Genomic DNA, 25,050 nt, shown 5'->3' on the forward strand with positions numbered 1-25,050 from the left:
CACTACAACCACCCCTCTGAAGGAGTCACCATGGAACACGTTCTCGGTTTTGTTGCCCTCGCCGCCGGCCTGATCATCGGTCTGGGCGCCATCGGCGCCTGCATCGGCATCGGCATCATGGGCAGCAAGTACCTGGAATCGGCCGCCCGTCAGCCCGAGCTGATGAACGAGCTGCAGACCAAGATGTTCCTGCTCGCCGGCCTGATCGATGCGGCCTTCCTGATCGGTGTCGGTATCGCGATGATGTTCGCGTTTGCCAACCCCTTCGTGCTGAAGTAATCCGGCCGTCCCTCCAACCGCACTAGAAAGGTGTTGCCGTGAGTCTGAACGCAACGCTCTTCGCGCAGCTGGTGGTGTTCTTCATCCTGGCGTGGTTCACGATGAAATTCGTGTGGCCGCCCATCACGAAGGCGCTGGACGAGCGCGCGAGCAAGATCGCCGACGGCCTAGCCGCGGCCGACCGTGCCAAGACCGAGCTGGCCTCGGCCAACAAGCGGGTCGAGGAACAGCTTGCCTCCGTACGTGACGAGAATGCGCGCCGCCTGGCCGATGCCGAGAAGCGTGCTCTCGCGATCGTCGAAGACGCCAAGAAGCGCGCCACAGAGGAAGGCAGCAAGATCGTCGCCGCCGCCAAGTCGGAAGCCGAGCAACAGCTGGTGCAGGCGCGCGAGTCGCTGCGCGAGCAGGTCGCCGCGCTGGCCGTCAAGGGCGCCGAGCAGATCCTCAAGCGCGAAGTCAACGCCGGCGTCCACGCCGACTTGCTGTCGCGTCTGAAGACGGAGCTCTGACGATGGCAGAACTCGCAACCATCGCGCGCCCCTACGCCGAGGCCCTGTTCCGCGCCGCGCCGAAAGGTGAGGCGGCCGGCTGGGCCGAGCAGGTGGCCGCGCTCGGCGCGGTCGCTGCCGACCCGGTGCTGCGGCAGTTCGCCGACAGCCCGAAGGTGGCGGCCCAGCAGGTGTTCGATCTCGTCGCCGGCGTCACCAAGCAGACGCTGGTGCCGGGTGTGCAGAACCTGCTGCGCGCCATGATCGAGAACGGGCGCCTGTCGGCGCTGCCCGAGGTCGCCGCGCAGTTCCACGCGCTGGTCAACGCGAGTTCGGGCGTTTCCGACGCCATCGTCTACAGCGCCTTCCCCATCGAGCCGGCCGCGCTGGCCGACCTGGTGGCGACGCTGGAGAAGCGCTTCGGGCGCAGGCTGTCCGCCACGGTGCAGCTCGAGCCCGAACTGATCGGTGGTGTCCGGGTGGTGGTCGGCGACGAGGTGCTCGACACCTCGGTCAAGGCCCGTCTCGAGCACATGAAGGTCGCGTTGACCGCCTGAGCCGTATTTGAATCAATCCGCCCGGAGGCGCGAGTCGTCGGGTTCGGTCGTCGACGCCGCAGGGCGCCTGAAGAGACTGGGAGCTAGCCATGCAACTGAATCCCGCTGAAATTTCCGAACTGATCAAGAGCCGCATCGAGGGGCTCGGCGCCTCGTCGGACATCCGCAACCAGGGCACCGTGGTGTCGGTGACCGACGGCATCGTGCGCGTGCACGGCCTGTCGGAGGTCATGGCCGGCGAAATGCTGGAGTTCCCCGCCACCAAGGACGGCCAGCCGACCTTCGGTCTCGCGCTGAACCTCGAGCGCGACTCGGTCGGTGCCGTGATCCTGGGCGAGTACGAGCACATCTCCGAAGGCGACACGGTCAAGTGCACCGGCCGCATCCTGGAAGTGCCGGTCGGCCCGGAACTGATCGGCCGCGTGGTCAATGCGCTGGGTCAGCCGATCGACGGCAAGGGACCGATCAACGCCAAGATGACCGACGTGATCGAGAAGGTCGCGCCGGGCGTGATCGCACGGAAGTCGGTGGACCAGCCGGTGCAGACCGGCCTGAAGTCGATCGACTCCATGGTGCCGGTGGGCCGCGGCCAGCGCGAGTTGATCATCGGCGACCGCCAGACCGGCAAGACCGCGGTGGCGATCGACGCGATCATCAACCAGAAGGGTCAGAACATGACCTGCGTCTACGTCGCGATCGGGCAGAAGGCCTCGTCGATCAAGAACGTGGTGCGCTCGCTCGAAGCGGCTGGTGCGATGAGCTACACCATCGTCGTGGCGGCCTCCGCCTCGGAATCGGCAGCGATGCAGTACGTGTCGGCCTACTCGGGCTGCACGATGGGCGAGTACTTCCGCGACCGCGGCGAAGACGCGCTGATCATCTATGACGACCTGTCCAAGCAGGCGGTCGCCTACCGCCAGGTCTCGCTGCTGCTGCGCCGCCCGCCGGGCCGTGAAGCCTACCCCGGTGACGTGTTCTATCTCCACAGCCGTCTGCTCGAGCGCGCCGCGCGCGTGAACGCCGATTACGTCGAGAAATTCACCAATGGCGCCGTCAAGGGCAAGACCGGCTCGTTGACCGCGCTGCCGATCATCGAGACCCAGGCCGGTGACGTGTCGGCCTTCGTGCCGACCAACGTGATCTCGATCACCGACGGCCAGATCTTCCTCGAGACCAACCTGTTCAACGCCGGCATCCGCCCCGCGATCAACGCCGGTATCTCGGTGTCGCGCGTGGGGGGCGCCGCCCAGACCAAGCTGGTCAAGGGCCTGTCGGGCGGCATTCGGACCGACCTTGCGCAGTACCGTGAACTGGCCGCCTTCGCGCAGTTCGCCTCCGACCTGGACGATGCCACCCGCAAGCAGCTCGACCGCGGCGCGCGCGTGACCGAGCTGCTCAAGCAGCAGCAGTACCAGCCGCTGCCGATCAGCCTGATGGCTGCGACGCTGTACTCGGTGAACAAGGGCTTCCTCGACGACGTTGACGTGAAGAAGGTGCTCGCCTTCGAATCGGGCCTGCACCAGTTCCTGAAGACCAGCTACGCCGCGCTGCTGAAGAAGCTCGAGGACAGCAAGGCGCTGGACAAAGACAGCGAAGCCGAGCTCGCCGCCGCCATCGGTGCCTTCAAGAAGTCCTTCGCGTAAGCGCCTGACCCTCTCACGACAAGGAGCGCGCGATGGCAGCCGGCAAGGAAATACGCGGCAAGATCAAGAGCGTCGAGAACACCAAGAAGATCACCAAGGCCATGGAAATGGTCGCGGCTTCGAAGATGCGCAAGGCGCAGGAGCGCATGCGCGCGGCCCGGCCGTATGCGGACAAGATTCGCAACATCACGGCCAACCTCGCGCAGGCCAACCCCGAGTACACCCACCCCTTCATGGCGGTGAGCGCGACGGCCGCCAAGACCGCGGGGTTCGTCGTCGTCACCACGGACAAGGGCCTGTGCGGTGGCCTGAACACCAATGTGCTGCGCGCCGTCACCGGCAAGCTGCGCGAGTTGGAGTCGCAGGGCAGCAAGGCCGAGGCGGTGGCGATCGGCAACAAGGGCCTGGGTTTCCTGAACCGTATCGGCGCCAAGGTGGTGTCGCATGCCACTCAGCTGGGTGACGCGCCGCACCTCGAGCGGTTGATCGGGCCGGTCAAGGTGCTGCTCGACGCCTATGCCGAGGGCAAGCTCAACGCGGTCTACCTCTGCTACACGCGCTTCATCAACACGATGAAGCAGGAGCCGGTGGTCGAGCAGCTGCTGCCACTGGCCTCCGACAAGCTGAAGGCGGACGCCGGCGAACATGGCTGGGACTACCTCTACGAGCCCGACGCCAAGACCGTCATCGACGACCTGCTGCTGCGCTTCGTGGAGGCGCTGATCTACCAGGCGGTGGCCGAGAACATGGCGTCGGAGCAGTCCGCGCGCATGGTCGCGATGAAGGCCGCGACCGACAACGCAGGCACGCTGATCGGCGAGCTCAAGCTGGTCTACAACAAGACCCGCCAGGCGGCGATCACCAAAGAGCTTTCAGAGATTGTGAGCGGCGCGGCCGCGGTGGGCTGACGGCCCGACGCACCCGCAGACGCAACGCAAAGACTATTGATTGAAGGAACTGAAAAATGGCGAACACTCAAGCAGCCGTCGGCAAGATCGTCCAGTGCATCGGCGCTGTCGTGGACGTGGAGTTCCCGCGGGACCAGATGCCGCGTGTCTATGACGCGCTGAAGATGGAAGGCTCTGCCCTGACGCTCGAGGTGCAGCAGCAGCTCGGCGACGGCGTGGTCCGTACCATCGCGCTGGGCTCGTCCGACGGCCTGCGCCGCGGCCTGATGGTCAGCAACACCGGCGCGGCGATCACCGTGCCGGTCGGCAAGGCCACGCTGGGTCGCATCATGGACGTGCTGGGCAGCCCGATCGACGAGCGCGGCCCGGTCAGCGCCGAGCTGAGCATGCCGATCCACCGCAAGGCGCCGGCCTACGACGAGCTGAGCCCGTCGCAAGAGCTGCTCGAGACCGGCATCAAGGTGATCGACCTGATCTGCCCGTTCGCCAAGGGCGGCAAGGTGGGTCTGTTCGGCGGCGCTGGCGTCGGCAAGACCGTGAACATGATGGAGCTGATCAACAACATCGCCAAGGCCCACTCGGGTCTGTCGGTGTTCGCTGGCGTCGGCGAGCGTACCCGCGAGGGCAACGACTTCTATCACGAGATGTCGGACTCGAAGGTCGTGGTCCAGGAGGACCTGACGCAGTCGAAGGTCGCGATGGTCTACGGCCAGATGAACGAGCCCCCGGGCAACCGTCTGCGCGTTGCGCTGACCGGCCTGACGATCGCCGAGTCCTTCCGCGACGAAGGCCGTGACGTGCTGTTCTTCGTTGACAACATCTACCGCTACACGCTGGCCGGCACCGAAGTGTCCGCGCTGCTGGGCCGGATGCCGTCGGCGGTGGGCTACCAGCCGACGCTGGCCGAGGAAATGGGCCGGCTGCAGGAGCGCATCACCTCCACCAAGGTGGGCTCGATCACCTCGATCCAGGCCGTCTACGTGCCCGCGGATGACCTCACCGATCCGTCGCCCGCAACCACCTTCGCCCACTTGGATGCGACCGTGGTGCTGTCGCGCGACATCGCCTCGCTGGGCATCTACCCCGCGGTGGACCCGCTGGACTCGACCTCGCGCCAGATCGACCCGAACGTCGTCGGCGAAGAGCACTACAACACCACCCGTGCCGTGCAGCAGGTGCTGCAGCGCTACAAGGAACTGCGCGACATCATCGCCATTCTCGGCATGGACGAACTGGCGCCGGAAGACAAGCTGGCCGTGGCGCGCGCCCGCAAGATCCAGCGCTTCCTGTCGCAACCCTTCCACGTGGCCGAGGTCTTCACCGGCTCGCCGGGCAAGTACGTGCCGCTGAAGGAAACCATCCGTGGCTTCAAGATGATCGTGGCCGGCGAGTGTGACTCGCTCCCGGAACAGGCCTTCTACATGGTCGGGACGATCGACGAAGCCTTCGAAAAGGCCAAGAAGATCCAATAAGCGGCGCAGACGGCGCTCGGGCGTCGTTGCCGTGCGCACTGGGCAGGAAGCCTGGTTCCGCGCGGCGCCTATCCGAACGCCGCCTGCTTGCTTCTTGAACCTTCTTGCACGCTAAGGACGATTCAGCATGGCAACGATTCATGTCGACGTGGTTTCCGCCGAAGCCTCGATCTTCTCGGGCGAAGCGAAGTTCGTCGCGCTGCCCGGTGAAATGGGCGAGCTCGGCATCTATCCGCGACACACGCCGCTGATTACGCGCATCAAGCCGGGCGCGGTGCGGGTGGAGCGCGCCGACAACGGCGAGGAAGAGTTCGTGTTCGTGGCCGGCGGCATCCTCGAGGTGCAGCCGGACCGCGTCACGGTGCTGGCCGATACCGCGATCCGCGGTCACGATCTCGACGAGGCCAAGGCCGAGGAGGCCAAGAAGGCCGCCGAAGAGGCGATGAAGAACGCCAAGAGCGACATCGACTTCGCCAAGGCCCAGGGCGAGTTCGCGGCCATGGCCGCGCAGATCGCTGCGCTGCGCAAGTTCCGCAAGAAGTAAGGCGCGGAGGTCGGGGCGGCGGGCTGTTTCGCCGTCGGTCCGCACACGACACCAGGCCCGCCGCGTGCGGGCCTTGTCGTTTCTTCAGGGCCGGCTGAACCGCTCCAGCACGCTGCCCAGGTCGCCCAGCCCGGAGCTGCCGATGTCGGACAGCTGGCCATTGGGCGTGAGCTTGTCCACCACCTGCGGCAGCAGCTGCGACAGTTGACCGGCCGCCTCCCCCGGAGGCAGGCCAAGCTGCTGGGCGAACTGCGACAGCATGTCGCTGCCCAGCACGTCCTGCAGCTGGCTGGCGGACACCGGCAGGTTCTGGCCAGTGCCGACCCACGAGGCGATCAGGTCGCCCAGGCCGCCCTGCTGGAACTGCTGCACCAGGCCCTCGAGCCCGCCGCCTCCCTGTCCACCGCGCGCCAGCATCGCGATCACCGCCTGCAGCGCGTCGCCTTGCCCGTTCGCCTGAGAGCCGCCCAGGGCTCCGATCACCGAGTCCAGCAAACCCATCACGTGCTCCCGCGGGGACCGTCCCCGCGCCGATTGTGAGGCTCGCAGGCGAGCGGCGGCGCAGAGTCCCTCGGCAGCGTACGGTGCCCGCGCGGGCTCACTTCTCAGCCGAACAGCGCCGCCACGGCGGCCAGTACGGTCAGCGCCGCGGTTTCCGCACGCAGCACCCGCGGGCCGAGCGTGATCGGCTGCAGGCCGGCCGCGCGCGCCTGCGCATCCTCGGTGTTGCAGAGGCCGCCTTCGGGGCCGCTCAGGAACAGGAGGCCTTGGCCGGCCCGCAGTGCCGGCGGCAGTGCCTCGACGAACGGGCGCGTGCCCTCGGCCAGGCTCAGCACGAAGCGCGCCTCGGTCACGTCGGGCCGCAACGCGCGTTGCCACTCGCCGAAGGCACGCACCGGCAGCAGGCGCGGCAGCGTGGTGCGGCCGCACTGCTCGGCCGCGGCGCTCGCCACGCCCTGCCAGTGCGCCAGCTTCCTGTCGGCGCGCTCGCCGCCCAGGCGCAGCACCGAGCGCTCGCAGACGAGCGGCTGCAAGGTCGACACACCCAGCTCGGTGGCCTTCTCGACCAGCCAGTCCATGCGTTCGTTGGCGGGCATGCCGACCGCCAGCGTGATCGGCAGCGGCAGCTCGCGGTCCACCGGTTGCGACGCACCGACGCGGACCCGGACCTCGCTGCGGCCCATCTGCACCACCCGGGCCTCCCATTCGCTGCCGCGGCCGTCGAACAGCGTGAGGCCATCGCCCGGCTGCAGCCGCAGCACCTGCACGTGGCGTGCGGCAGCGGCGGGCAAGGCCGCCTCCAGGCCATCGGCCAACGGCATGTCGACGAGAAAGCGTGGCACCTTCGGCCCTCGCTCAGAACGTGTAGCCGCTCTCTCGCTGCGTCCCGGCGAGCTGCTCCAGCAGATGCGCTAGCGGGCCCAGGCCGTTGTAGCGGCTGGCCACGCGGTGCGCGTAGCGCCACACCAGAGGCAGGTCCTTGAGGTAGCCGTCCTTGCCGTCCCGGTGCGAGAGTCGCGCGAAGATGCCCAGCACCTTCAGATGACGTTGCAGCCCCATCCATTCGAAGTCACGCCAGAAACTGCCGAAATCGGCGTCCAGCGGCAGGCCTGCCTTGCGACCGCGTTCCCAGTAGCGCACCGCCCAGTCGAGCTGGGTGGACTCGTCCCACTCGACGTAGGCGTCACGCAGCAGCGACGCGAGGTCGTAGCTGACCGGGCCCCACACGGCATCCTGGAAATCCAGCAGGCCCGGTGGGCCGCCCGGCTCGCGCGGCAGCATCAGGTTGCGCGAGTGATAGTCGCGATGCACCAGCACGCTGGGCTGAGCGGTGCAGGCGTCGAGGATCAGCGCGAAACAGCGTTGCAGCTGCGCGAGCGCCTTGTCGTCGAGCCGCTGCCCACAGTGGCGCTCGATGTACCAGGTGGGGAAGAGGTCGAGCTCGCGCTGCAGCAGCGCGCGGTCGTAGTTCGGGACCTGGGCGTGCGCATCGATGCGCTGCAACTGCACCAGCGCGTCGAGTGCGGCCAGATAGAGCGCGTTGGACTGCGCGGGGTCCGCGCGCCGGATCGCCTCGAGGTAGGTGGTGGCGCCCAGGTCGCTGAGCAGCATGAAGCCGTGCGGCTCGTCCCAGCTCAGCACCTCAGGCGCCTCGAGACCGCCGCCGCGCAACAGCGCGGCCACGCCGACGAAGGGCCGGCAATCCTCGTGGGTCGGCGGCGCGTCCATCACGATGCGCGGGCCGTCGCGGCCGTCGATGCGGAAGTAGCGTCGGAAGCTGGCGTCGGCACTGGCTGCGCGCAGACTGCCGACCACCAGGCCGTGGGCCGCGGCCTGTGCGTTCAGCCAGTCCATGAAGGCGTGCTGCCGGGCGGGGTCGGTCCAGCGGATCGGTTCGGGTGTGGTCACGGTGTGTCGGCGCGGCGGCCCCGCGGTCCTGCGGTACGGCAGCCTCCGGAACGAAGGCGCGTGGAATAATCAGATTCTACAAACCGCATGCAAGGTGGCGTCGCCGTGGCGCTGCTCGGGCGGCCGCAGCGCGCCGCGACCGGCGACTCCTTTTCTCTTGTCTGCCACGATCTTGCCGACCGCCGACCGCGCCGCGACCGTCCTGCCTCCACGGCGCGCCTGGGCCCTGCGCCCGGTCGCGGCGGCGGTCCTGATGACGACCGCAGGTGGCGGCGTGCTGATCGACGTCGCACGCGCGCAGTCAGGAGCCGAAGGCCCTGGACTGCAGGTGAGTCCCGAAAGCGGTGCGCGCTTCGGTCCACTCATCAAGGCCGACGACGGCGGCGGGCCGCTGGTGATCGAGGCTGATCGCCTGTCGGGCCGGCCTGACCTGGAAACTCTGGCCGAAGGTGCCGTCGAGTTCCGCCGCGGCCCCTTGCTCCTGAAGGCTGACCGGGTCGAGTACCAGCAGCAGAGCGACTTGGCGCGCGCCACCGGCAACGTCGAGATCTCGCGCAACGGCAACATCTACCGTGGCCCCGAGGTGCAGCTGAAGGTCGACCGTTTCGAAGGCTACTTCCAGTCGCCGAGCTACCACTTCGGCCGCACCAACGCTGGTGGGCAGGCCGACCGCTTCGACTTCCTCGACGAGAACCGGGGCATCGCCTACGGCGCCACCTACACCAGCTGTCCGGCGCCCGACCCGGCCTGGCTGCTGAGCACCGACCGCGTGCTGCTCGACACGGCGGCCGAGGAAGGCACGGCCGAGGGCGCGGTGCTGCGGTTCTATGGCGTGCCGATCCTGGCCGCGCCGACGCTGAGCTTCCCGCTGACCGAGAAACGCAAGTCTGGCTGGTTGCCGCCGAGCATCAAGCTCGACAACAAGAGCGGCTTCGAGCTCGGCGTGCCCTACTACTGGGACATCGCCCCGAACCGCGACGCGACCCTGACGCCGTCGGTCATGACGCGGCGCGGCGCGGCGCTCGACACCGAGTTCCGCTATCTCGAGCCGGGCTACCTGGGCCGCGTTCAGGCCTATGCGCTGCCCGACGACCAGGTCGCCAATCGCTCGCGCTGGGCCCTGAACCTCGGCCATGAGGCACGCTGGGAAGGCGCGACGGTCGGTGAGATCGACTACGGCCTGGCGCTGCAGCGCACCTCGGACGACAACTTCTGGAAGGACTTCGCCGGCACGCTGCCCAGCCTCACGCCGCGCCTGCTGCCGACCGATGCCTATGCGCGGCGCCGCTTCGATCACGGCTGGGGCGACACCGTGGCCTACACCCGCGTGCAGACCTGGCAGGTGCTGCAGGATATCGACCCGGCCAGCCGCATCGTCTCGCCCTACCAGCGCGAGCCGCAGATCGGCCTGCGCCAGCGCGGCGCATCCGGCGGGCTCGAATGGCAGTGGGAGACCGAGGCGAACCGCTTCTCGAACGACGACCCCAGCCTGCAGACCGGCTCGCGCCTGCACGCCCTGGGCTCGCTGGCACGCCCCTGGTCGCCGACCGGTGCGCCCGGCTGGACGCTGACACCCCGGGTGTCGTTCAACGCGGCCAGCTACGACCTCGACCAGTCCCTGGCCGATGGCCGTCGGCGCGCGTCGCGTGTCATTCCGACGGTGTCGCTCGACAGCGCCTGGATCTTCGAACGCGACAGCACGGCCTTCGGGCGCGAACTGACGCAGACGCTGGAGCCGCGGCTGTTCTATGTCAACACGCCCTACCGCGACCAGACCGGCCTGCCAAACTTCGACAGCGCGGCCAACGACTTCAACTTCACGTCGATCTACTCCGACAACGTGTTCTCCGGCGTCGATCGCGTATCGGACGCGAACCAGGTGACTGCCGGCGTGACCACGCGCTTTCTCGACCGCACGACCGGCGCCGAGGCGCTGCGGCTGGGCATCGCGCAGCGCATGCTGCTGCGCACGCAGCGCATCACGGCCGACGGCACGCCGATCACGCAGCGCTGGTCCGACCTGCTGCTGCTGGGTTCGACCAACCTCGTGCGGAACTGGTACTTCGACAGCACCGTCCAGTACAACTCCGACACCAGCCGCGTCGCGCGTTCCATTTCGAGCGTGCGCTACTCGCCCGGACCCTTGCGCACCCTCAGCACCAGCTACCGCTACACGCGCAATGCCAGCGAACAGGTCGAGCTGGGCTGGCAATGGCCGCTCAACGCGCCGGCACGCGAGCACGCCGCCGCCGTGCAGGCGCGCGACGCGCAGATGCTCGAGGACTTCGAGGGCCGCTCGCGGCTCGCGCCGCTGGCCGGCTGCCCGGGCGCCTGGTACACGGTGGGGCGCGTCAACTACAGCCGCCGCGACTCCCGCATCACCGATTCCATCGTCGGCTTCGAGTACGACTCGGGGTGCTGGATCGGCCGCATCGTCGCCGAGCGCCTGTCCACCGGGCGCAGCCAGGCGACCACCCGGCTGCTGTTCCAGCTGGAGCTGATCGGCCTGTCGCGGCTCGGGTCCAACCCGTTGAAGGTGCTGAGGGAGAATGTGCCCGGTTACCGTTTGCTGCGCGACGACAGTCCGGTGGTCGCGCCGGCCCTCTCGACCCCCTGAGCTGCTGTCATCGATGTTGCCGAAGTCTTCTCCCCCTTGCGCCAGAGGGCTGCTGCTCGCGCTGCTCTGCAGCCTCTTCGTCGCGAACGCGGTCGCGCAGCCGTCGCCGGTCCGCTCGGCCGACTACATCGTCGCGATCGTCGACCGGGAACTGGTCACCAATGCAGAAGTCCAGCAGCGGCTGGCTGCGCTGCGGCGCGAGGCGGCTCAGAGTGGGCAGGCACTACCGCCTGACGACGAATTGCGCCGCCGCATGCTCGACACCCTGATCGACGAACGCGCCCAGCTCAGTGCGGCCCGCGAAAGCGGCGTGCGCATCGACGAGGCCGAGCTCGACCGCACCGTCGGCAACGTCGCCGCGCAGAACCGCATCACGCTGGCGCAGCTGCGCGAGCGCCTGCAGCGCGACGGCATCGAGTTCTCGCGCTTTCGCAGCAACCTGCGGGATCAGTTGCTGCTCGAGCGGGTGCGAGAACGCGAGGTCCAGTCGCGCATCAAGATCAGCGACAGCGAGGTCGAGACCCTGCTGGCCAGTCGTGCCAGCGGCGTGGCCCCGCCGCAGTTCAATGTCGCGCAGCTGCTGATCGGCGTGCCCGAGGGCGCCGGCGAGGCCGAGCTGGCGCAGCGCCGCGTGCTCGCCGAACAGGCTCTGCAGCGTGCCCGCGGGGGCGAGGACTTTGCGCGTCTCGTCAACGAGCTGTCGACCGGGTCGAAGGAGCAGGGTGGGGCCCTGGGCCTGCGCACGCTCGATCGGCTGCCCGACCTGTTTGCTGACGCGGTGCGCGATCTGCGCGGCGGCGCCATCGTGCCGCAGGTGTTGCAGTCGGGCGCCGGCTTTCATGTGCTGAAGGTGGTGGAGCGGCGCGATGGCGGCATGATGGTGCCGCAGACGCGCGCTCGCCACATCCTGCTGCGGACCTCGGCACAACTGACGCAGTCGGCCGCCGTGGCCCGGCTGGCGGAGTTCAAGCAGCAGGTCGACAGCGGCAAGGCCAGCTTCGCCCAGCTCGCCCGCGAGAACTCCGAGGACGGCAGCGCGGCCCAGGGCGGCGAACTCGGCTGGGCCTCGCCGGGCCAGTTCGTGCCGGAGTTCGAGGAGGCCATGAAGGCACTCGGCATCAACCAGGTGTCGGATCCGGTGGTCTCGCGGTTTGGCGTGCACCTGATCCAGGTGCTGGAGCGTCGCAGCGTCCCGGTCGACCGGAAGCAGCAGCGCGAGATCGCGCGCAATGTCCTGCGCGAGCAGAAGTTCGAGAGTGCCTACCAGGAGTGGGCGCGCGATGTGCGGGCCCGCGCCTACGTGGAGATGAGGGAGCCTCCGCAGTGAGCGTGAGGTCGGTGACAGTGGCCCCGCGGCAGGCGTGAAGCACATCGCCCGCAAGCGCTTCGGCCAGCATTTCCTGTCCGATGCGGCGGTGGTCGATGCGATCGTCGGCCTGATCGACCCGCGACCCGGGCAGGCCCTGGTCGAGATCGGCCCGGGTCTGGGCGCGATGACCGATCCGCTGGTGGCGCGCTGCGAACACCTCACCGTCGTCGAGCTCGACCGCGACCTGGCCGCCCGGCTGCGGCGGCGGGCCGAGCTGCAGGTGATCGAGTCCGACGTGCTGCGGGTGGACTTTGCCGCGCTGGCCATGGCCTCGGCGGGCCGGCTGCGGATCGTCGGGAATTTGCCCTACAACATCTCGACCCCCATCCTCTTTCATCTGCTGCCGGCCGCGGCGCAGGTCGAGGACCAGCACTTCATGCTGCAGAAGGAGGTTGTCGAACGCATGGCCGCCGCCCCGTGCAGCAAGGACTACGGACGGCTCAGCGTGATGCTGCAGTGGCGCTATGACATCGAGTCGGTGCTCGACGTGCCGCCCGAGGCTTTCGAACCCCCGCCGCGCGTGAACTCGGCGGTGGTCCGCATGCTGCCGTTCCCGGCACCGCCTGCGGTCGACGCCGCGCTGCTCGGCGAGCTGGTGGCGACGGCGTTCTCGCAGCGTCGCAAGTTGCTGCGACACACGCTGGGAAAGTGGCTCGACGCGCGCGAGTTCAGCGGGACCTTCGACACCCAGCGCCGCGCCGAGGAAGTGCCGGTGGCCGATTACCTGGCCCTGGCCCTGGCGCTGACGCCCGGCGAGCGCTGAAACGACAACGGACCCCTCAGGGCCCGTTGTCAGTGTCGACCGCGTCCGAGATCGTCAGGCCGCGACCAGCCACCCCGCCGTGTCGAACGCGCTGCTCATGAACGGCAGTTGCACACTGATCACGCCGGCCGGCGTCTTGGCCGGCTTCGCGTCGTTCTGGGCTTCCATCGCCCGCTCTCCCTGCCCGATGTCCGGGGAGCGGGCTACTGAAAAGAATAGAAGCACCTGAAGGGTATCTTGCGTTCCCCCCAGAAGTCGGCGGCGTCGCGGAACACGTCGAGCAGCTGCTCGCGGGCCTCGCGATCAAACTTGGCGTTGTCGGGCAGCTGTTCCAGCACCACCACGAAGCCCGGCTGGCTGCCCGACTTGTGTACCAGGTCGGTCATGCAGTCGAACAGTGCATCGAGGTTCTTGCCGAAATGCGTCGGGAACAGGAAGGCTTCGGCAATACCCTCCAGGACTTCCTGCTTGGACTGGGCCGATCCCAGATTGGCGTACAGGAAATGCTGGCCGAGGTCTTGCGCGGCAAGCTGCAGATCTTCCACGCGGAATGCGCGGATGGCCTGCACGATGTTGGGACGGACGGTGTGCAAAGGCATCATGGTCGAAATCCCCCTCGTTCCTTGTTGGTGGTAGGGCTCACTGCGCGATGAGGCGGAAGCTCGCGTAATGATCGTCGGTGTAGTAGCAGGCTTCGGGCGCGGTGGCTTGCTGGCCTCCGCACACGATCCTCCGGGCCCCCCGATCGCGGGACCCTGGTGTTTGCACCGTGTACTCGCGGTAGTAGCCGCGCGGATGGCGCGGGAGCAGACGCTCCCGGTTGCCGAACACGATGCCGTCTTTCGAGTACGGGAAGGGACCGCCGGCGTGGATCAGCCGTTGGGCCGTCTGCGCCTCGACAGGTAGTGAGGACAAGCTCACTACCGCTCTCGGCGCCGAGTCCTTCGCCTGTGTCACGAATCCGATGGATGCCGCTCCGACCGACGCTGCCGCAAGCAAGGCAACGGCAACCAGCCGCCAAGCAGATCCCCGGTGTGACCGACCGGTGAAGACCACGGGTTATCCCTGAAATTCGAAGCCCAGATGGTACTGAATTGGGGCCGATACCTCAAGGGCCTGCCTCAAATTTCAGCAGCGTCTAGGGGGAAATCAAGATTTGTTTGTGTGTACAAACTTCTTGAAATGGTCTTGAATATCGGAAAACTTGACGACTTTCTCGCCGCTGACTTGTGGGGTGCCCGCCGCCGTGGGTCCGGGGAGGGCGGCGCAAGGGTCGACGGCGCTCAGCGGACGGCGTTGATGTCGGCGACCGTCAGCGCCGTCAGGTTCACGATGCGCCGCACCGTGGCGGACGGCGTCAGGATGTGCACCGGCTTGGCGGCGCCGAGCAGCACCGGGCCGATCGCAATGCCGCCACCGGCTGCAGTCTTGAGCAGGTTGTACGAGATGTTGGCGGCGTCGATGTTCGGCAACACCAGCAGGTTCGCTTCTCCCTGCAGTGTGCTGTCGGGGATCTGGGCACTGCGTTGCGAGGGATCGAGTGCCGTGTCGCCGTGCATCTCGCCGTCGACCTCCAGCCACGGCGCCTGCGCGCGCACCAGCGCGAGCGCCTCGCGCATCTTCAGCGCCGAAGGCTGGTTGCTGGAGCCGAAGTTGGAGTGGCTCAGCAGCGCCGCCTTGGGCACCAGGCCGAAGCGCTTCATCTCCTCGGCCGCCATCACCGTGATCTCGGCCAGCTGGGCCGCGGTGGGGTCGTAGTTGACGTGGGTGTCGACCAGCATCACCTGGCGGCCGGGCAGGATCAGCCCGTTCATGCAGGCGTAGGTCTTGGCGCCAGGGCGCAGGCCGATCAGCTCGTCGATGTGCTTGAGGTGCATCGCTGTCGTGCCCCAGGTGCCGCAGAGCATGCCGTCGACCTCGCCCTTGTGCAGCAGCATGCCGCCGATCAGTGTCAGCCGGCGCCGCATCTCGATCTTCGCGAACTGCTGGGTCACGCCGCGCCGCGCCATGATGCGGTGGTAGGTCTGCCAGTAGTCGCGGTAGCGTTCGTCGTTCTCGGGGTTGACCACGTCATAGTCGCGACCGGCTTGCAGCCGCAGCCCGAAGCGCTCGCAGCGCTGCTCGATGACCGGTGGGCGGCCCACCAGCGTCGGCCGCGCCAGGTCCTCGTCGATGATGACCTGCACCGCGCGCAGCACGCGCTCTTCCTCGCCCTCGCAGAACACCACGCGCTTGACCTTGGCGCGCTTGGCGACGTTGAAGATCGGCTTCATCGTCGTGCCCGAGGCGTAGACGAAGGCCTGCAGCTTCTCGCGGTAGGCGTCGATGTCCTTGACGGGCCTCGTGGCCACGCCCGAGGCCGCTGCCGCCAGCGCGACGGCCGGCGCGATCTTCATCATCAGGCGCGGGTCGAAGGGCTTGGGGATCAGGTACTCCGGCCCGAAGCTCAGCGTGGCGCCGGCGTAGGCGGCGGCCACCACCTCGCTCTGCTCGGCCTGGGCCAGGTCGGCGATCGCGTAGACCGCGGCGACTTCCATCTCGTCGGTGATGGTGGTCGCCCCCGAGTCCAGCGCGCCCCGGAAGATGTAGGGGAAGCACAGGACGTTGTTGACCTGGTTCGGGTAGTCGGTGCGGCCGGTGGCCATGATGGCGTCGTCACGCACCGCCTTCACGTCCTCCGGTGAAATCTCGGGGTTGGGGTTGGCCAGTGCGAAGATCACCGGATTGGCCGCCATCTTCGCGACCATGTCCTTCTTCAGCACGCCGCCGGCTGACAGGCCCAGGAAGATGTCGGCACCAGCGATCGCGTCCATCAGCGAGCGCTGGCTGGTGGGCTGGGCAAACTCGGCCTTGTCGGGGTCCATCAGCTCGGTGCGTCCGCTGTAGACCACGCCGGCCAGATCGGTGACCCAGATGTTCTCGCGCGGCAGCCCCAGCTTCACCAGCAGGTTCAGGCAGGCCAGCGCAGCCGCACCGGCGCCCGACGTGACCAGCTTGACCTTGGTGATGTCCTTGCCGACCACCTTCAGGCCATTGATCAGCGCGGCACCGACCACGATCGCCGTGCCGTGCTGGTCGTCGTGGAAGACCGGGATCTTCATGCGTTCGCGCAGCTTGCGCTCCACGTAGAAGCAGTCCGGCGCCTTGATGTCCTCGAGGTTGATGCCGCCGAAGGTGGGTTCCAGCGCGGCGATGCAGTCGACCAGCTTGTCGAGGTTGCGCTCGGCGATCTCGAGGTCGAACACGTCGATGCCGGCGAACTTCTTGAACAGCACGCCCTTGCCTTCCATCACCGGCTTGGCCGCCAGCGGACCGATGTCCCCCAGGCCCAGCACCGCAGTGCCGTTGGTGACCACCGCCACGAGGTTGCCGCGCGAGGTGTAGCGGTAGGCGTTGGCCGGGTCGGCCACGATCTCTTCGCAGGCGGCCGCCACGCCGGGCGAATACGCCAGCGCGAGGTCGCGCTGATTGACCAGCTGCTTGGTGGCGGCGATGGCCACCTTGCCGGGCGTCGGGAACTCGTGGTACTCGAGCGCGGCCTGGCGCAGTTCCGCACTCTTTTCTTCGTTGGTCAGCATGGTCTGGCTTTCCGTGTTGGGAGGCGCACCGCACGAGGGGCAGCGGGCCGGGTCGACGATTGTAAGAAGACCCCCTTTTGCGGCCAGAGCGGCTTGCGCAGGGCAGTGTTGCAAATCCCGGAGGTAACGGCCATGCGCGAAACTGCTTACCTCTTTCGCTTGCGAGCTCTCGATACTGAGGCTATGGCCGATGTCGATGCCCCCGTCGTGCCCACGCCGCTCGCTTCACGCTGGCGGCGACTGTTGCCGTGGGCGCTGCTCGTGCTATTGCTGGGCGTGGCCCAGACACTGCTGCTGGCACTGACGGTGCAGCACGAGAACAACCGCGAGCAGGAGCGAGTGGAGATGGCCGCCGCCTCGGCCGCGGCCAACGTGCGGCAGCTGCTCCTGCGCGACGTGCAGAGTCTGCAGGCCCTGCTGTGGAACGATCCGCAACCCGCCCAATGGCGCTCCGACGCGGCCGACCTGCTGCGTGCGCGGCGCGAGATGCTGCGCATCGAATGGCGCAGTGGCGCCAACGTGATCGAGACGGCCGCCGATTCGCCCTACGGTGGGCCGCTGTTCGTCAGCCTGGCGCGCAGTGACCTCGATCTGGACACGCAGGCCGCGTGTGCCGACGCGCAGCGGCTGGCGGCGCCGGCCTGGTCACGCAGCTACTTCGTGCCTCAGCCCGGCGGACTCGGGGTCGAGGTGATCGACGTCTGCCTGCCGATCGGTCCGAATGGCGAGCGCGGCGCGATGGTGGCCACGCTGGCGCTCGGCGGGGTGATCGACGAAGCCGTCGCGCCTGAACTGGCGCGCAGCCACGAGCTGTCGTTCGTCGAAGGTGACGGTACGCGCCTGGCGCGCGGAGGGCTGACGCGCGGAGCCGGCATCTATGTCACCGAGCGCCTGGTCAACCTGTCGAGCCTCACGCTGGCGTTGCGGCTCGACAGCGCGGCCGGCGCGCCGCGACTGATCCCCAACGTGGCGACCTCGCTGGTGCTCGGCCTCTCGCTTGCGCTGGCGGCGGTGGTGGCGTTGCTGGCGCGCGACGTGCGTCGCCGCGCGGCGGCGGAGCAGCGTCTCGGTGAGGAACTGACGCTGCGACGCGCGATGGAGGACTCGCTGGTGACCGGCCTGCGCGCGCGTGACCGGCAGGGCCGCGTCACCTACGTCAATCCGGCCTTCTGCAAGATGGTGGGCTTCAGTGCCGAGCAGCTGGTCGGGCAGACCACACCGCCCTACTGGCCGCCCGAGATGCTCAGCGCCTACGAGGCGCGCCAGGTGCAGCGCATGGCGCAGGGCGTGCCGGCGCACGAGTCGCGCGACGGATTCGAGACCACTTTCATGCGCGCTGGCGGTGAGCGCTTCCCGGTGCTGATCTTCGAGGCGCCGCTGGTGGGTCCCGACGGGCTGCAGAGCGGCTGGATGAGTGCGGTGCTCGATCTCAGCGCGCAGCGCCGCGTCGAGGAGCGCGCGCGCCAGCAGCAGGAGCAGCTGCAGGCCACCGCCCGGCTTGCCAGCGTCGGCGAGATGGCCTCGCTGCTGAGCCACGAGCTCAATCAGCCGCTCGCGGCCATTGCCAGTTACGCGACCGGCTCGCTGAACCTGATCGACGATGCCGGCGAGCGACCCGATCCGCCGAGCTTGGCGATGATCCGCGAGGCCACGCAGCACATCGCCGAGCAGGCCGAGCGCGCCGGCCGCGTCATCCGCAGCGTGCACGACTTCGTGCGTCGCCGCGAGCAGAGCCGCGAGAGCCTGAGCTGCGACCAGCTCGTGGAGGCGGTGATGCCGCTGCTGCGCCTGCAGGCGCGCAAGTGCGGCGCGCGCATCGAGTTCGAGTTCGGCAGCCCGCCACCGCGTGTCGTGTGCGACCGCACGATGGTCGAGCAGGTGCTGCTCAACCTGACCCGTAACGCGCTGCAGGCAATGGTGGGCGAGCCGGCGGAGCGCCGCGTGGTGCGGCTCGGCGCCCGCACCCACGGCGCCTGGGTGCGGCTGAGCGTGACCGATCACGGCCCCGGCATCGAGCCCGAGGTCGCAGCCCGGCTGTTCACGCCCTTCTTCACCACCAAGGCCGAAGGGATGGGGCTGGGCCTGAGCCTGTGCCGGACGGTCGTCGAGCAGCACGGCGGGGCGCTCGACTTCACGACGCTGCGCGACGGCGAGGGCCGCGTGCGCGGCACCTGTTTCGAGTTCACACTTCCGGCTGCCGGGCCCGCTTCCTCCCCGGCGGCAGCCCCTCCGGGCGTTCTCGATGGAGTCTCTGCATGAGCCATGGCGTGCTGCCGGCCACCGCGCCGCTGGGTCTGCCGGTCGTCCACCTCGTGGACGACGAGGCGGTGGTGCGCAATGCGATCGCCTGGCTGTTGCGCACGCGCCGGCTGCTGGCCGAGCCGCACGAATCGGCCGAGGCTTTCGAGGCCATGCTCGCGGCGCGCGGTGACGCGATCCTCAATGCTCCCACCTGCGTTCTGCTCGACATGCGCATGCCCGGTGGCATGAGCGGGCTGCAGCTGTTCGAGCGGCTGATCGAGCAGCGCCTGCTGGCGGCGATGCCGGTCATCTTCCTCACCGGCCACGGTGACGTGGCTACCGCGGTCGCGGCGATTCAGCAGGGCGCGTTCGACTTCGTCGAGAAGCCGTTCTCCGACAACAGCCTGGTCGACCGCATCGAGCGGGCGCTGGCCGCCAGCCGCTCGACGCTCGAGGCGCGTCGCGCCGGCGCGCTGATGCGTCAGCGCCTGACCGAGCTCACCGAGCGCGAGCGCGAGGTGATGATGCTGGTGATCGACGGCCGCCCGAACAAGCTGATCGCGCATGCACTCGACATCAGCGTGCGCACGGTCGAAGTGCACCGCGCGCGCGTTTTCGAGAAGATGGGCGTGAAGTCGGCCGTCGAACTGGCCAACGTGCTGCGCGAGCACGGCGCGCAGCGACCATCCTGAACCGGGCGCGGCCGCTGGCGTGGCGGCGCGGTGCGCGAGCGCCGAGGCCCGCGGCGACAATGCGGCCATGAGCCTCGGCGAGTTCGACCTGATCGCGCGCTACTTCGGCCGCCCGACCCGCCGTGCGGCGCTCGGGCCGGGCGACGATTGCGCGCTGCTCGCACTGCGGCCCGGCATGCAGCTCGCGGTGTCCTGCGACATGCTGGTCGAAGGCCGGCACTTCCTGCCCACCGTGGATCCGCGCCGCCTGGGCCACAAGGCGCTGGCGGTCAATCTCAGCGATCTCGCCGCCTGCGGCGCACAGCCGCTGGCCTGCACGCTGGCGCTGGCGCTGCCGCGGGTCGACGAGGCCTGGCTCGACGGCTTCTCGGCCGGGCTGTACGAGCTGGCCGATGCACACGGCTGCGAACTGATCGGCGGCGACACCACGGCCGGCCCGCTCAACATCTGCATCACAGTGTTCGGTGAGGTCCCAGCGGGCGAGGCGCTGCTGCGCAGCAGCGCGGAGCCGGACGACGAGATCTGGGTCAGCCACGCGATCGGTGGGGGCATCGGTGACGCGCGGCTCGCGCTCGAGGCCTTTCGCGGTCAGGTGTCGCTGCCCGGCGCGGTGTTCGAGCGGGTGCGGCGTGCGATGGAACAGCCGCAGCCGCGCGTGGCGCTGGGCCTTGCACTGCGTGGCGTGGCCCGTGCCGCCGTCGACGTGTCGGACGGCCTGCTGGGCGACCTGTCCCACCTCCTGCACCGCAGCGACGTCGGTGCCAGCATCGATGTCGGTCGCGTGCCGCGCAGCGCCGACCTCGCGGCCCAGCCGCTGGCCTTGCAGCGCCTGTGCACGCTGGCCGGAGGCGACGACTACGAGCTCGTCTTCACGGCGCCGCCAGCGGCCCATGCGCGGGTGCTCGAGGCCGCGCGCGGGGCCGACGTGGCGGTCAGCCGAATCGGCCGCATCGAGCACGAGGCGGGCCTGCGCCTCGTCGACGCCGACGGCCAGGCCGTGGATCGCGTCTGGGCCTCGTTCGATCACTTCTCCGCATGAACGGCGAGCGACTGGAAGCCTCCACGGCGAAGCCCCCGCGTCGCGCGACCGCGGCCTTCCTGTGGGCCCATCCTGCGCACGCCATCGCGCTGGGCTTCGGTGCCGGCCTCAGCCCGGTCGCGCCGGGCACCGTCGGCACGCTGTGGGCCTGGGTCAGTTTCGTGGTGCTCGATCGCTGGCTCGACGCCGGGCAGTGGGCCGTGCTGCTGCTCTGCGGTGCGGCGCTGGGCTGGTGGGCCTGCACCGTCACCGCACGCCATCTCGACATGGCCGACCCCGGTGCCATCGTCTGGGACGAGGTGCTCGCCTTCTGGACCGTGCTGTGGCTGGTGATGCCGGCCGGCCTGCTCGGCCAGTTGGTGGCGTTCGGCCTGTTCCGATACTTCGATGCGGCCAAGCCCGGCCCCGTGGCCTGGGCCGATGCGCGCTTCAAGCGGCGTCGCAGCGCGCCCGGCATCGGCTGGGCGCAGGGCTTCGGCATCCTGTTCGATGACGGCGTGGCCGCGTTATGCACGCTGCTGGTGATCGCGCTGTGGCGCTTCCTGGTCTGAGCGTCCGATGAGCACGCGCCTGCTCGATCTCGCCGACCTGGAGCCGCTGGTGCTGCAGCTGGCTGCCGCACTGCGGGCGCGGCACTGGCGCGTGGCCACGGCCGAGAGCTGTACCGGCGGGCTGGTGGCCGCTGCGTGCACGGCCGTGGCCGGCTCCAGCGATTGGTTCGAAAGGGGCTTCGTCACCTACAGCAACGAGGCCAAGGTTCAGTCGCTCGGTGTGGCGGCCACGCTGATCGAGCGACACGGCGCGGTGAGCCGCGAGGTCGCGCTGGCGATGGCCGAGGGGGTGCTTCGGCAGGCGCCGGCCGACCTGGCGCTGAGCGTGACCGGCATCGCCGGCCCCGGCGGCGCGGTGCCGGGCAAGCCGGTCGGCACGGTCTGGCTCGGTCTGACGGTGCGCGGCCAGGCGCCGCGGGCCGAGTTGCTGCAGCTGTCGGGCGATCGCGCCGGCATCCGCGCGCAGACCGTGCTGCGGGCGCTGCAGCGCCTGCTGGAGGCCGCGCGGCCGTGAGCCTGCTGCTGGCCTGCGATGTCGGTGCCGACGAAGCCGAGACCTGGCGCGCGGCGCTGTCCGCCGCGCTGTCCGGCGAACACCTGCTGACATCGAGCCAGGGCGCTGCCGACGACATCGAGGTCGCGATCGTCGCGAACCCGCGTCCCGGCACGCTGGCCGGGCTGCCGCGGCTGCGCCTGATCCAGTCGCTGTGGGCCGGCGTCGACCGCCTGCTGGCCGACCCGACGCTGCCGGCAGGCGTGCCGATCGTGCGCATGGTCGATCCGGCGATGAGCGCGGCGATGGCCGAGACGGCGCTGTGGGCGGTGCTGGCGCTGCACCGCGGCTTCTTCCGCTACGCCCGACTGCAAGGTGAGGGACGCTGGGCGCCGCACGGTCAACGCCGCGCCGACGAACTGGTGGTGGCGGTGCTGGGGCTCGGGCAGATGGGCCGCGGCACCTCGCTGCGGCTGGCGGCGCAGGGCTACCGGGTGCGGGGTTGGAGCACGCGGCCGACCGCCATCGAGGGCATCGAGACGCATGCCGGCGAGGCCGCGCTCGACACGCTGTTGGCGCAGGCCGACATCGTGCTCAATCTGCTGCCGCTGACGCCCGCCACGCGCGGGCTGTTCGATGCCGCTCGCCTCGCGCGCATGAAGCCCGGCGCCGGCCTCGTGAACCTGGCGCGCGGCGAGCACGTGGTCGAGGCGGACCTGCTGGCCGCACTGGATGCTGGGCGGCTGCGCCATGCGGTGCTCGACGTGTTCCAGACGGAACCGCTGCCGGCCGGGCATGCGTTCTGGTCCCACCCCCGCGTCACCGTGCTGCCTCATGCGGCCGCGCAGACCGATCCGCGCAGCGCGGCCGGCGTGGTGGCGGCCAACCTGCAGGCCTGGCGGGCCGGCCGCCCGTTGGCGAATCTGGTGGATCGCCAGCGCGGCTATTAGGGCTTGTCAGAGCGCCAGCCGGCTGAAGTCGGTGTCCAGCCGCACCGCTTGCACCTGCGGTGCGGTCCAGTCGCGGATCCAGTCGGCGAACAGGGCCTCGGGCATCGGCTTGGCGACGAAGTAGCCTTGCGCCTCGTCGCAGCCCAGCGCCTGCAGCAACTTCCAGGCTTTGGCCGTTTCGATGCCCTCGGCCACCACGTTCAGGCCGAGGTTGTGCGCCAGGTCGATGGTGGATCGCACGATCTTCGCGTCGTCGAGATCGCGCTCCATGTTGAATACAAAGCTCTGGTCGATCTTCAGCTCGTCGACCGGCAGGCGTTTGAGATAGGCCAGCGAGGAGTAGCCGGTCCCGAAGTCGTCGATCGACAGCTTGAAGCCCATCGCGTGCAGCCGCTCCAGCGTCTGCAGGGCGCGCTGCGGGTCGTCCATGATCGCGCTCTCGGTGATCTCGAGACACATCGAGCCCGGGTTCAACGCCAGGGTGTCGATCAGGCGCTGCATCTTGGCCGGCAGGTCCTGATCGAGCAGGTCGCGGGTCGACAGGTTCACCGAGATCTTCAGGGCCGGCGCACCGGCGTTCATCTGGCGCAGCACCATCGCGCTGCGCTCGATCATCCAGCCGGTCAGTACGCGGATGAAGCCGGTCTGCTCGGCGAACGGTATGAACTTGCCCGGCGGCACCAGGCCGCGCTGCGGGTGCTGCCAGCGCACCAGCGCTTCGGCGCCGAGCACCGCGCCGGTGGCGAGCGAGATCTTGGGTTGCAGGTAGAGGCGCAACTGGTCGCGGTCGACCGCGGTGCGCAGTTCGCTCAGCAGCGACAGCGATTCGTCGCTGCTCATGTCGAGAGCCGCGTCGTAGACCTTCACGCCGAGCTGGTGCTGCTTGGCCGCGTACATCGCCAGCTCGGCGCGGCTGACCAGCGTGTCCGCCTCGACGCCGTGCGCGGGGCAGCAGGCGATGCCGATGCCGGCACCCAGGTCGACGGTGTGGTCGTCCAGCGAGATCGGGCGCTCGAAGGCGCGCTGGATGCGCTGCGCGATGCCGAGCGCGAGCGCGATGTCGGCGCTCGGCATCAGCATCGCGAACTCGTCGCCACCCAGGCGCGCCACCACGTCGTTGCTGCGCCGTGCCTCCTGCGTCAGGCGCTTGGCCACCTCCTGCAGCAGCCGGTCGCCGAAGCGGTGCCCGAGCACGTCGTTGACATGCTTGAAGCGGTCCAGGTCGAGCATCAGCACCGCGCACGGTTCGTTGCGGGCCTGTGCGTGCTGGATCGCGGCTCGCAGGTCGGCGCGGAACTGCTCGCGGTTCGGCAGCTGCGTGAGCCCGTCCTCGAAGGCCAGCCGGCGCACCTCGCCTTCCCGTTCGCGCACCGCCAGGCGCATGGTCTCGAAGGCCTGCGCCAGCTCGCCGATCTCGTCGTCCGTGCGCGCCGGCACAGCCTGCTCGTAGTCGCCCTGGCCGAGCCGGCGTGCCGAGCCGGCCAGTGTCTTCAACGGGGTGGTGATGCGGCGCGCGGTGTAGACGCTGACGACCGCGAACACCGCGATCGCCACCAGCGTGAAGGCCAGCAGGATCCACTGCAGGCGACGGTAGGGCGCGGTGGCCTCGTCCAGCGAGCGCATCAACACGGCCACCGTCTGCGGCTCGCCCTCGCGGCCCAGCGGCATGTCGCGCGCCAGCAGGTGGCCGCTGAGTCGGCTGCCGCCGTCGTCGGTCAGCGTCAGGGTGGCGTGGCGCTCCTTCTGCGACATCTGGTGGGTGGCCTGCGTCTCGCGCGCCAGAAGCCATTGCTCGACGAGCTGCGGCGAGGCCGCCGGGTCCAGCGTGGACTGCAGCACGTCCCAGCGCGGCGGGCTGCCGCGCTGCGTGAGCAGCGCGACGTCGATCGACGACAGCTGCTGCATCTCCTGCAGCAGGCTCGCCTCGATGCGGAAGCCCATCGCGACCCAGCCGATCGTCAGCGGCGCCTTCACCGGCACGGCCACCAGCTGGTAGGGCTCGCCGTCCAGCAGGACCAGGCGCTGCGTGGCGTCGGGGGCCGTGGCCAGCTGCCGCAGCGTGGGCAGGAAGCGCTCGGCGCCGTCGTGCGTGGCGGCCTTCAGGTTGAAGCGGGCATCGGTGAACACCGCCAGGCTCGCGCCGATGCGATCGCCCTGGTTGGCCAGCGCCGAGGCCAGCGTCTCGCCGTCGTTGCTGGCCACGGCGGCGCGGAAGCCGAAGTCGGACGCCAGCAGCCGCGCTGCATCGGTGAGCCGCCCCGCGTTCTGCGCCAGCAGGTGCTCGAACACCCGCTCGGCGGTGCGCAGCTCGGCGTTCACGGCGCTGCGGGCGTTGACGCTGATGCTGTTGCCGATCAGCAGCAGGCTGGCCAGCTGCACCACCAGCAGCAGGCCCAGGAACAGCGCGACGATGCGGAACTGCAGGCGCTTGGGCGTCATGAAGGCCGGCAGTGGCAT

The 25,050-nt window shown here is 69.1% G+C and carries 23 protein-coding genes; 16 read left to right on the plus strand and 7 right to left on the minus strand.

Translation table 11 applies throughout. The features are described from left to right. Positions 1-30 precede the first annotated feature (30 nt). The 7 genes from atpE (at position 31) to MPE_RS00980 (ending at position 5,891) form a co-directional block, all read left to right on the plus strand. Entirely contained in the window at positions 31-279 is a 249-nt protein-coding gene (atpE, locus tag MPE_RS00950) for a F0F1 ATP synthase subunit C (protein ID WP_011827793.1), read from the plus strand. Positions 280-317: 38 nt separating this feature from the next. Further along, positions 318-788, plus strand: a complete 471-nt coding sequence (locus MPE_RS00955; RefSeq protein ID WP_011827794.1) for a F0F1 ATP synthase subunit B — start codon at positions 318-320, stop codon at positions 786-788. Between the two features lie 2 nt (positions 789-790). Next, positions 791-1,324 (plus strand): F0F1 ATP synthase subunit delta, encoded by a 534-nt coding sequence (locus tag MPE_RS00960; protein ID WP_011827795.1) that lies wholly within the window; start codon positions 791-793, stop codon positions 1,322-1,324. Between the two features lie 89 nt (positions 1,325-1,413). Further along, entirely contained in the window at positions 1,414-2,967 is a 1,554-nt protein-coding gene (atpA, locus tag MPE_RS00965) for a F0F1 ATP synthase subunit alpha (protein ID WP_011827796.1), read from the plus strand. Between the two features lie 32 nt (positions 2,968-2,999). Next, positions 3,000-3,875, plus strand: a complete 876-nt coding sequence (gene atpG / locus MPE_RS00970) for a F0F1 ATP synthase subunit gamma (protein ID WP_011827797.1) — start codon at positions 3,000-3,002, stop codon at positions 3,873-3,875. Between the two features lie 56 nt (positions 3,876-3,931). Beyond that, a complete protein-coding gene (gene atpD / locus MPE_RS00975) occupies positions 3,932-5,347 on the plus strand; it encodes a F0F1 ATP synthase subunit beta (protein ID WP_011827798.1) in 1,416 nt (471 codons plus the stop codon). Between the two features lie 127 nt (positions 5,348-5,474). Beyond that, positions 5,475-5,891 (plus strand): F0F1 ATP synthase subunit epsilon, encoded by a 417-nt coding sequence (locus MPE_RS00980; protein WP_011827799.1) that lies wholly within the window; start codon positions 5,475-5,477, stop codon positions 5,889-5,891. 84 nt (positions 5,892-5,975) lie between these two features. Here MPE_RS00980 and MPE_RS00985 read toward each other — a convergent pair whose 3' ends face one another. The 3 genes from MPE_RS00985 to MPE_RS00995 all read right to left on the minus strand — a co-directional run bounded on the left by MPE_RS00985 (position 5,976) and on the right by MPE_RS00995 (position 8,246). Further along, positions 5,976-6,392 (minus strand): YidB family protein, encoded by a 417-nt coding sequence (locus tag MPE_RS00985; protein WP_011827800.1) that lies wholly within the window; start codon positions 6,390-6,392, stop codon positions 5,976-5,978. 104 nt (positions 6,393-6,496) lie between these two features. Further along, the gene (locus MPE_RS00990) at positions 6,497-7,234 is read right to left on the minus strand and encodes a 16S rRNA (uracil(1498)-N(3))-methyltransferase (protein ID WP_011827801.1); all 738 of its coding nucleotides are present in this window, start codon (positions 7,232-7,234) and stop codon (positions 6,497-6,499) included. A gap of 13 nt (positions 7,235-7,247) precedes the next feature. Continuing rightward, the gene (locus MPE_RS00995; RefSeq protein WP_049820853.1) at positions 7,248-8,246 is read right to left on the minus strand and encodes an aminoglycoside phosphotransferase family protein; all 999 of its coding nucleotides are present in this window, start codon (positions 8,244-8,246) and stop codon (positions 7,248-7,250) included. 307 nt (positions 8,247-8,553) lie between these two features. Here MPE_RS00995 and MPE_RS01000 point away from each other — a divergent pair, with 307 nt between their 5' ends. Genes MPE_RS01000 through rsmA form a run of 3 tightly spaced genes read left to right on the plus strand, consistent with a single transcriptional unit; the run spans position 8,554 to position 13,049 of the window. Next, on the plus strand, positions 8,554-10,917 hold the full coding sequence (locus tag MPE_RS01000) for an LPS-assembly protein LptD (protein ID WP_158304591.1): 2,364 nt from the start codon (positions 8,554-8,556) through the stop codon (positions 10,915-10,917). A gap of 13 nt (positions 10,918-10,930) precedes the next feature. Then, positions 10,931-12,244 carry a peptidylprolyl isomerase gene (locus tag MPE_RS01005; protein ID WP_011827804.1) on the plus strand — a complete coding sequence of 438 codons (1,314 nt, stop codon included), beginning with the start codon at positions 10,931-10,933 and terminating at the stop codon, positions 12,242-12,244. A gap of 34 nt (positions 12,245-12,278) precedes the next feature. Next, positions 12,279-13,049: a 16S rRNA (adenine(1518)-N(6)/adenine(1519)-N(6))-dimethyltransferase RsmA gene (gene rsmA / locus MPE_RS01010; protein ID WP_011827805.1), complete on the plus strand. Its 771-nt coding sequence runs from the start codon at positions 12,279-12,281 to the stop codon at positions 13,047-13,049. Between the two features lie 203 nt (positions 13,050-13,252). Here rsmA and MPE_RS01015 read toward each other — a convergent pair whose 3' ends face one another. The 3 genes from MPE_RS01015 to MPE_RS01025 form a co-directional block, all read right to left on the minus strand. Then, positions 13,253-13,651 carry a barstar family protein gene (locus tag MPE_RS01015; protein WP_011827806.1) on the minus strand — a complete coding sequence of 133 codons (399 nt, stop codon included), beginning with the start codon at positions 13,649-13,651 and terminating at the stop codon, positions 13,253-13,255. A 37-nt stretch (positions 13,652-13,688) separates the two neighbouring features. After that, positions 13,689-14,105 carry a guanyl-specific ribonuclease gene (locus MPE_RS01020; RefSeq protein WP_011827807.1) on the minus strand — a complete coding sequence of 139 codons (417 nt, stop codon included), beginning with the start codon at positions 14,103-14,105 and terminating at the stop codon, positions 13,689-13,691. Positions 14,106-14,332: 227 nt separating this feature from the next. Next, positions 14,333-16,627, minus strand: coding sequence for an NADP-dependent malic enzyme (locus MPE_RS01025; RefSeq protein WP_011827808.1), 2,295 nt, complete (start codon positions 16,625-16,627; stop codon positions 14,333-14,335). A 183-nt stretch (positions 16,628-16,810) separates the two neighbouring features. On the opposite strand from MPE_RS01025, the gene MPE_RS01030 reads away from it, so the two are divergent. The 6 genes from MPE_RS01030 (at position 16,811) to MPE_RS01055 (ending at position 22,593) form a co-directional block, all read left to right on the plus strand. After that, the gene (locus tag MPE_RS01030; protein ID WP_049820735.1) at positions 16,811-18,886 is read left to right on the plus strand and encodes a PAS domain-containing sensor histidine kinase; all 2,076 of its coding nucleotides are present in this window, start codon (positions 16,811-16,813) and stop codon (positions 18,884-18,886) included. Then, positions 18,883-19,560 carry a response regulator transcription factor gene (locus MPE_RS01035; RefSeq protein WP_011827810.1) on the plus strand — a complete coding sequence of 226 codons (678 nt, stop codon included), beginning with the start codon at positions 18,883-18,885 and terminating at the stop codon, positions 19,558-19,560. Before MPE_RS01030 ends, MPE_RS01035 begins: the two co-directional genes overlap by 4 nt. 67 nt (positions 19,561-19,627) lie before the next feature. Next, a complete protein-coding gene (thiL, locus tag MPE_RS01040) occupies positions 19,628-20,599 on the plus strand; it encodes a thiamine-phosphate kinase (RefSeq protein ID WP_011827811.1) in 972 nt (323 codons plus the stop codon). Beyond that, entirely contained in the window at positions 20,596-21,150 is a 555-nt protein-coding gene (locus tag MPE_RS01045; protein WP_011827812.1) for a phosphatidylglycerophosphatase A family protein, read from the plus strand. Before thiL ends, MPE_RS01045 begins: the two co-directional genes overlap by 4 nt. Before the next feature lie 7 nt (positions 21,151-21,157). Next, a complete protein-coding gene (locus tag MPE_RS01050; protein WP_011827813.1) occupies positions 21,158-21,664 on the plus strand; it encodes a CinA family protein in 507 nt (168 codons plus the stop codon). After that, the gene (locus MPE_RS01055; RefSeq protein ID WP_011827814.1) at positions 21,661-22,593 is read left to right on the plus strand and encodes a 2-hydroxyacid dehydrogenase; all 933 of its coding nucleotides are present in this window, start codon (positions 21,661-21,663) and stop codon (positions 22,591-22,593) included. The genes MPE_RS01050 and MPE_RS01055 overlap by 4 nt, the downstream gene beginning before the upstream one ends. Positions 22,594-22,599: 6 nt before the next feature. On the opposite strand, the gene MPE_RS01060 is transcribed toward MPE_RS01055, so the two are convergent. Next, a complete protein-coding gene (locus tag MPE_RS01060) occupies positions 22,600-25,050 on the minus strand; it encodes an EAL domain-containing protein (RefSeq protein ID WP_011827815.1) in 2,451 nt (816 codons plus the stop codon).

Source organism: Methylibium petroleiphilum PM1 (genome assembly GCF_000015725.1).
Lineage (GTDB): Bacteria > Pseudomonadota > Gammaproteobacteria > Burkholderiales > Burkholderiaceae_C > Methylibium > Methylibium petroleiphilum.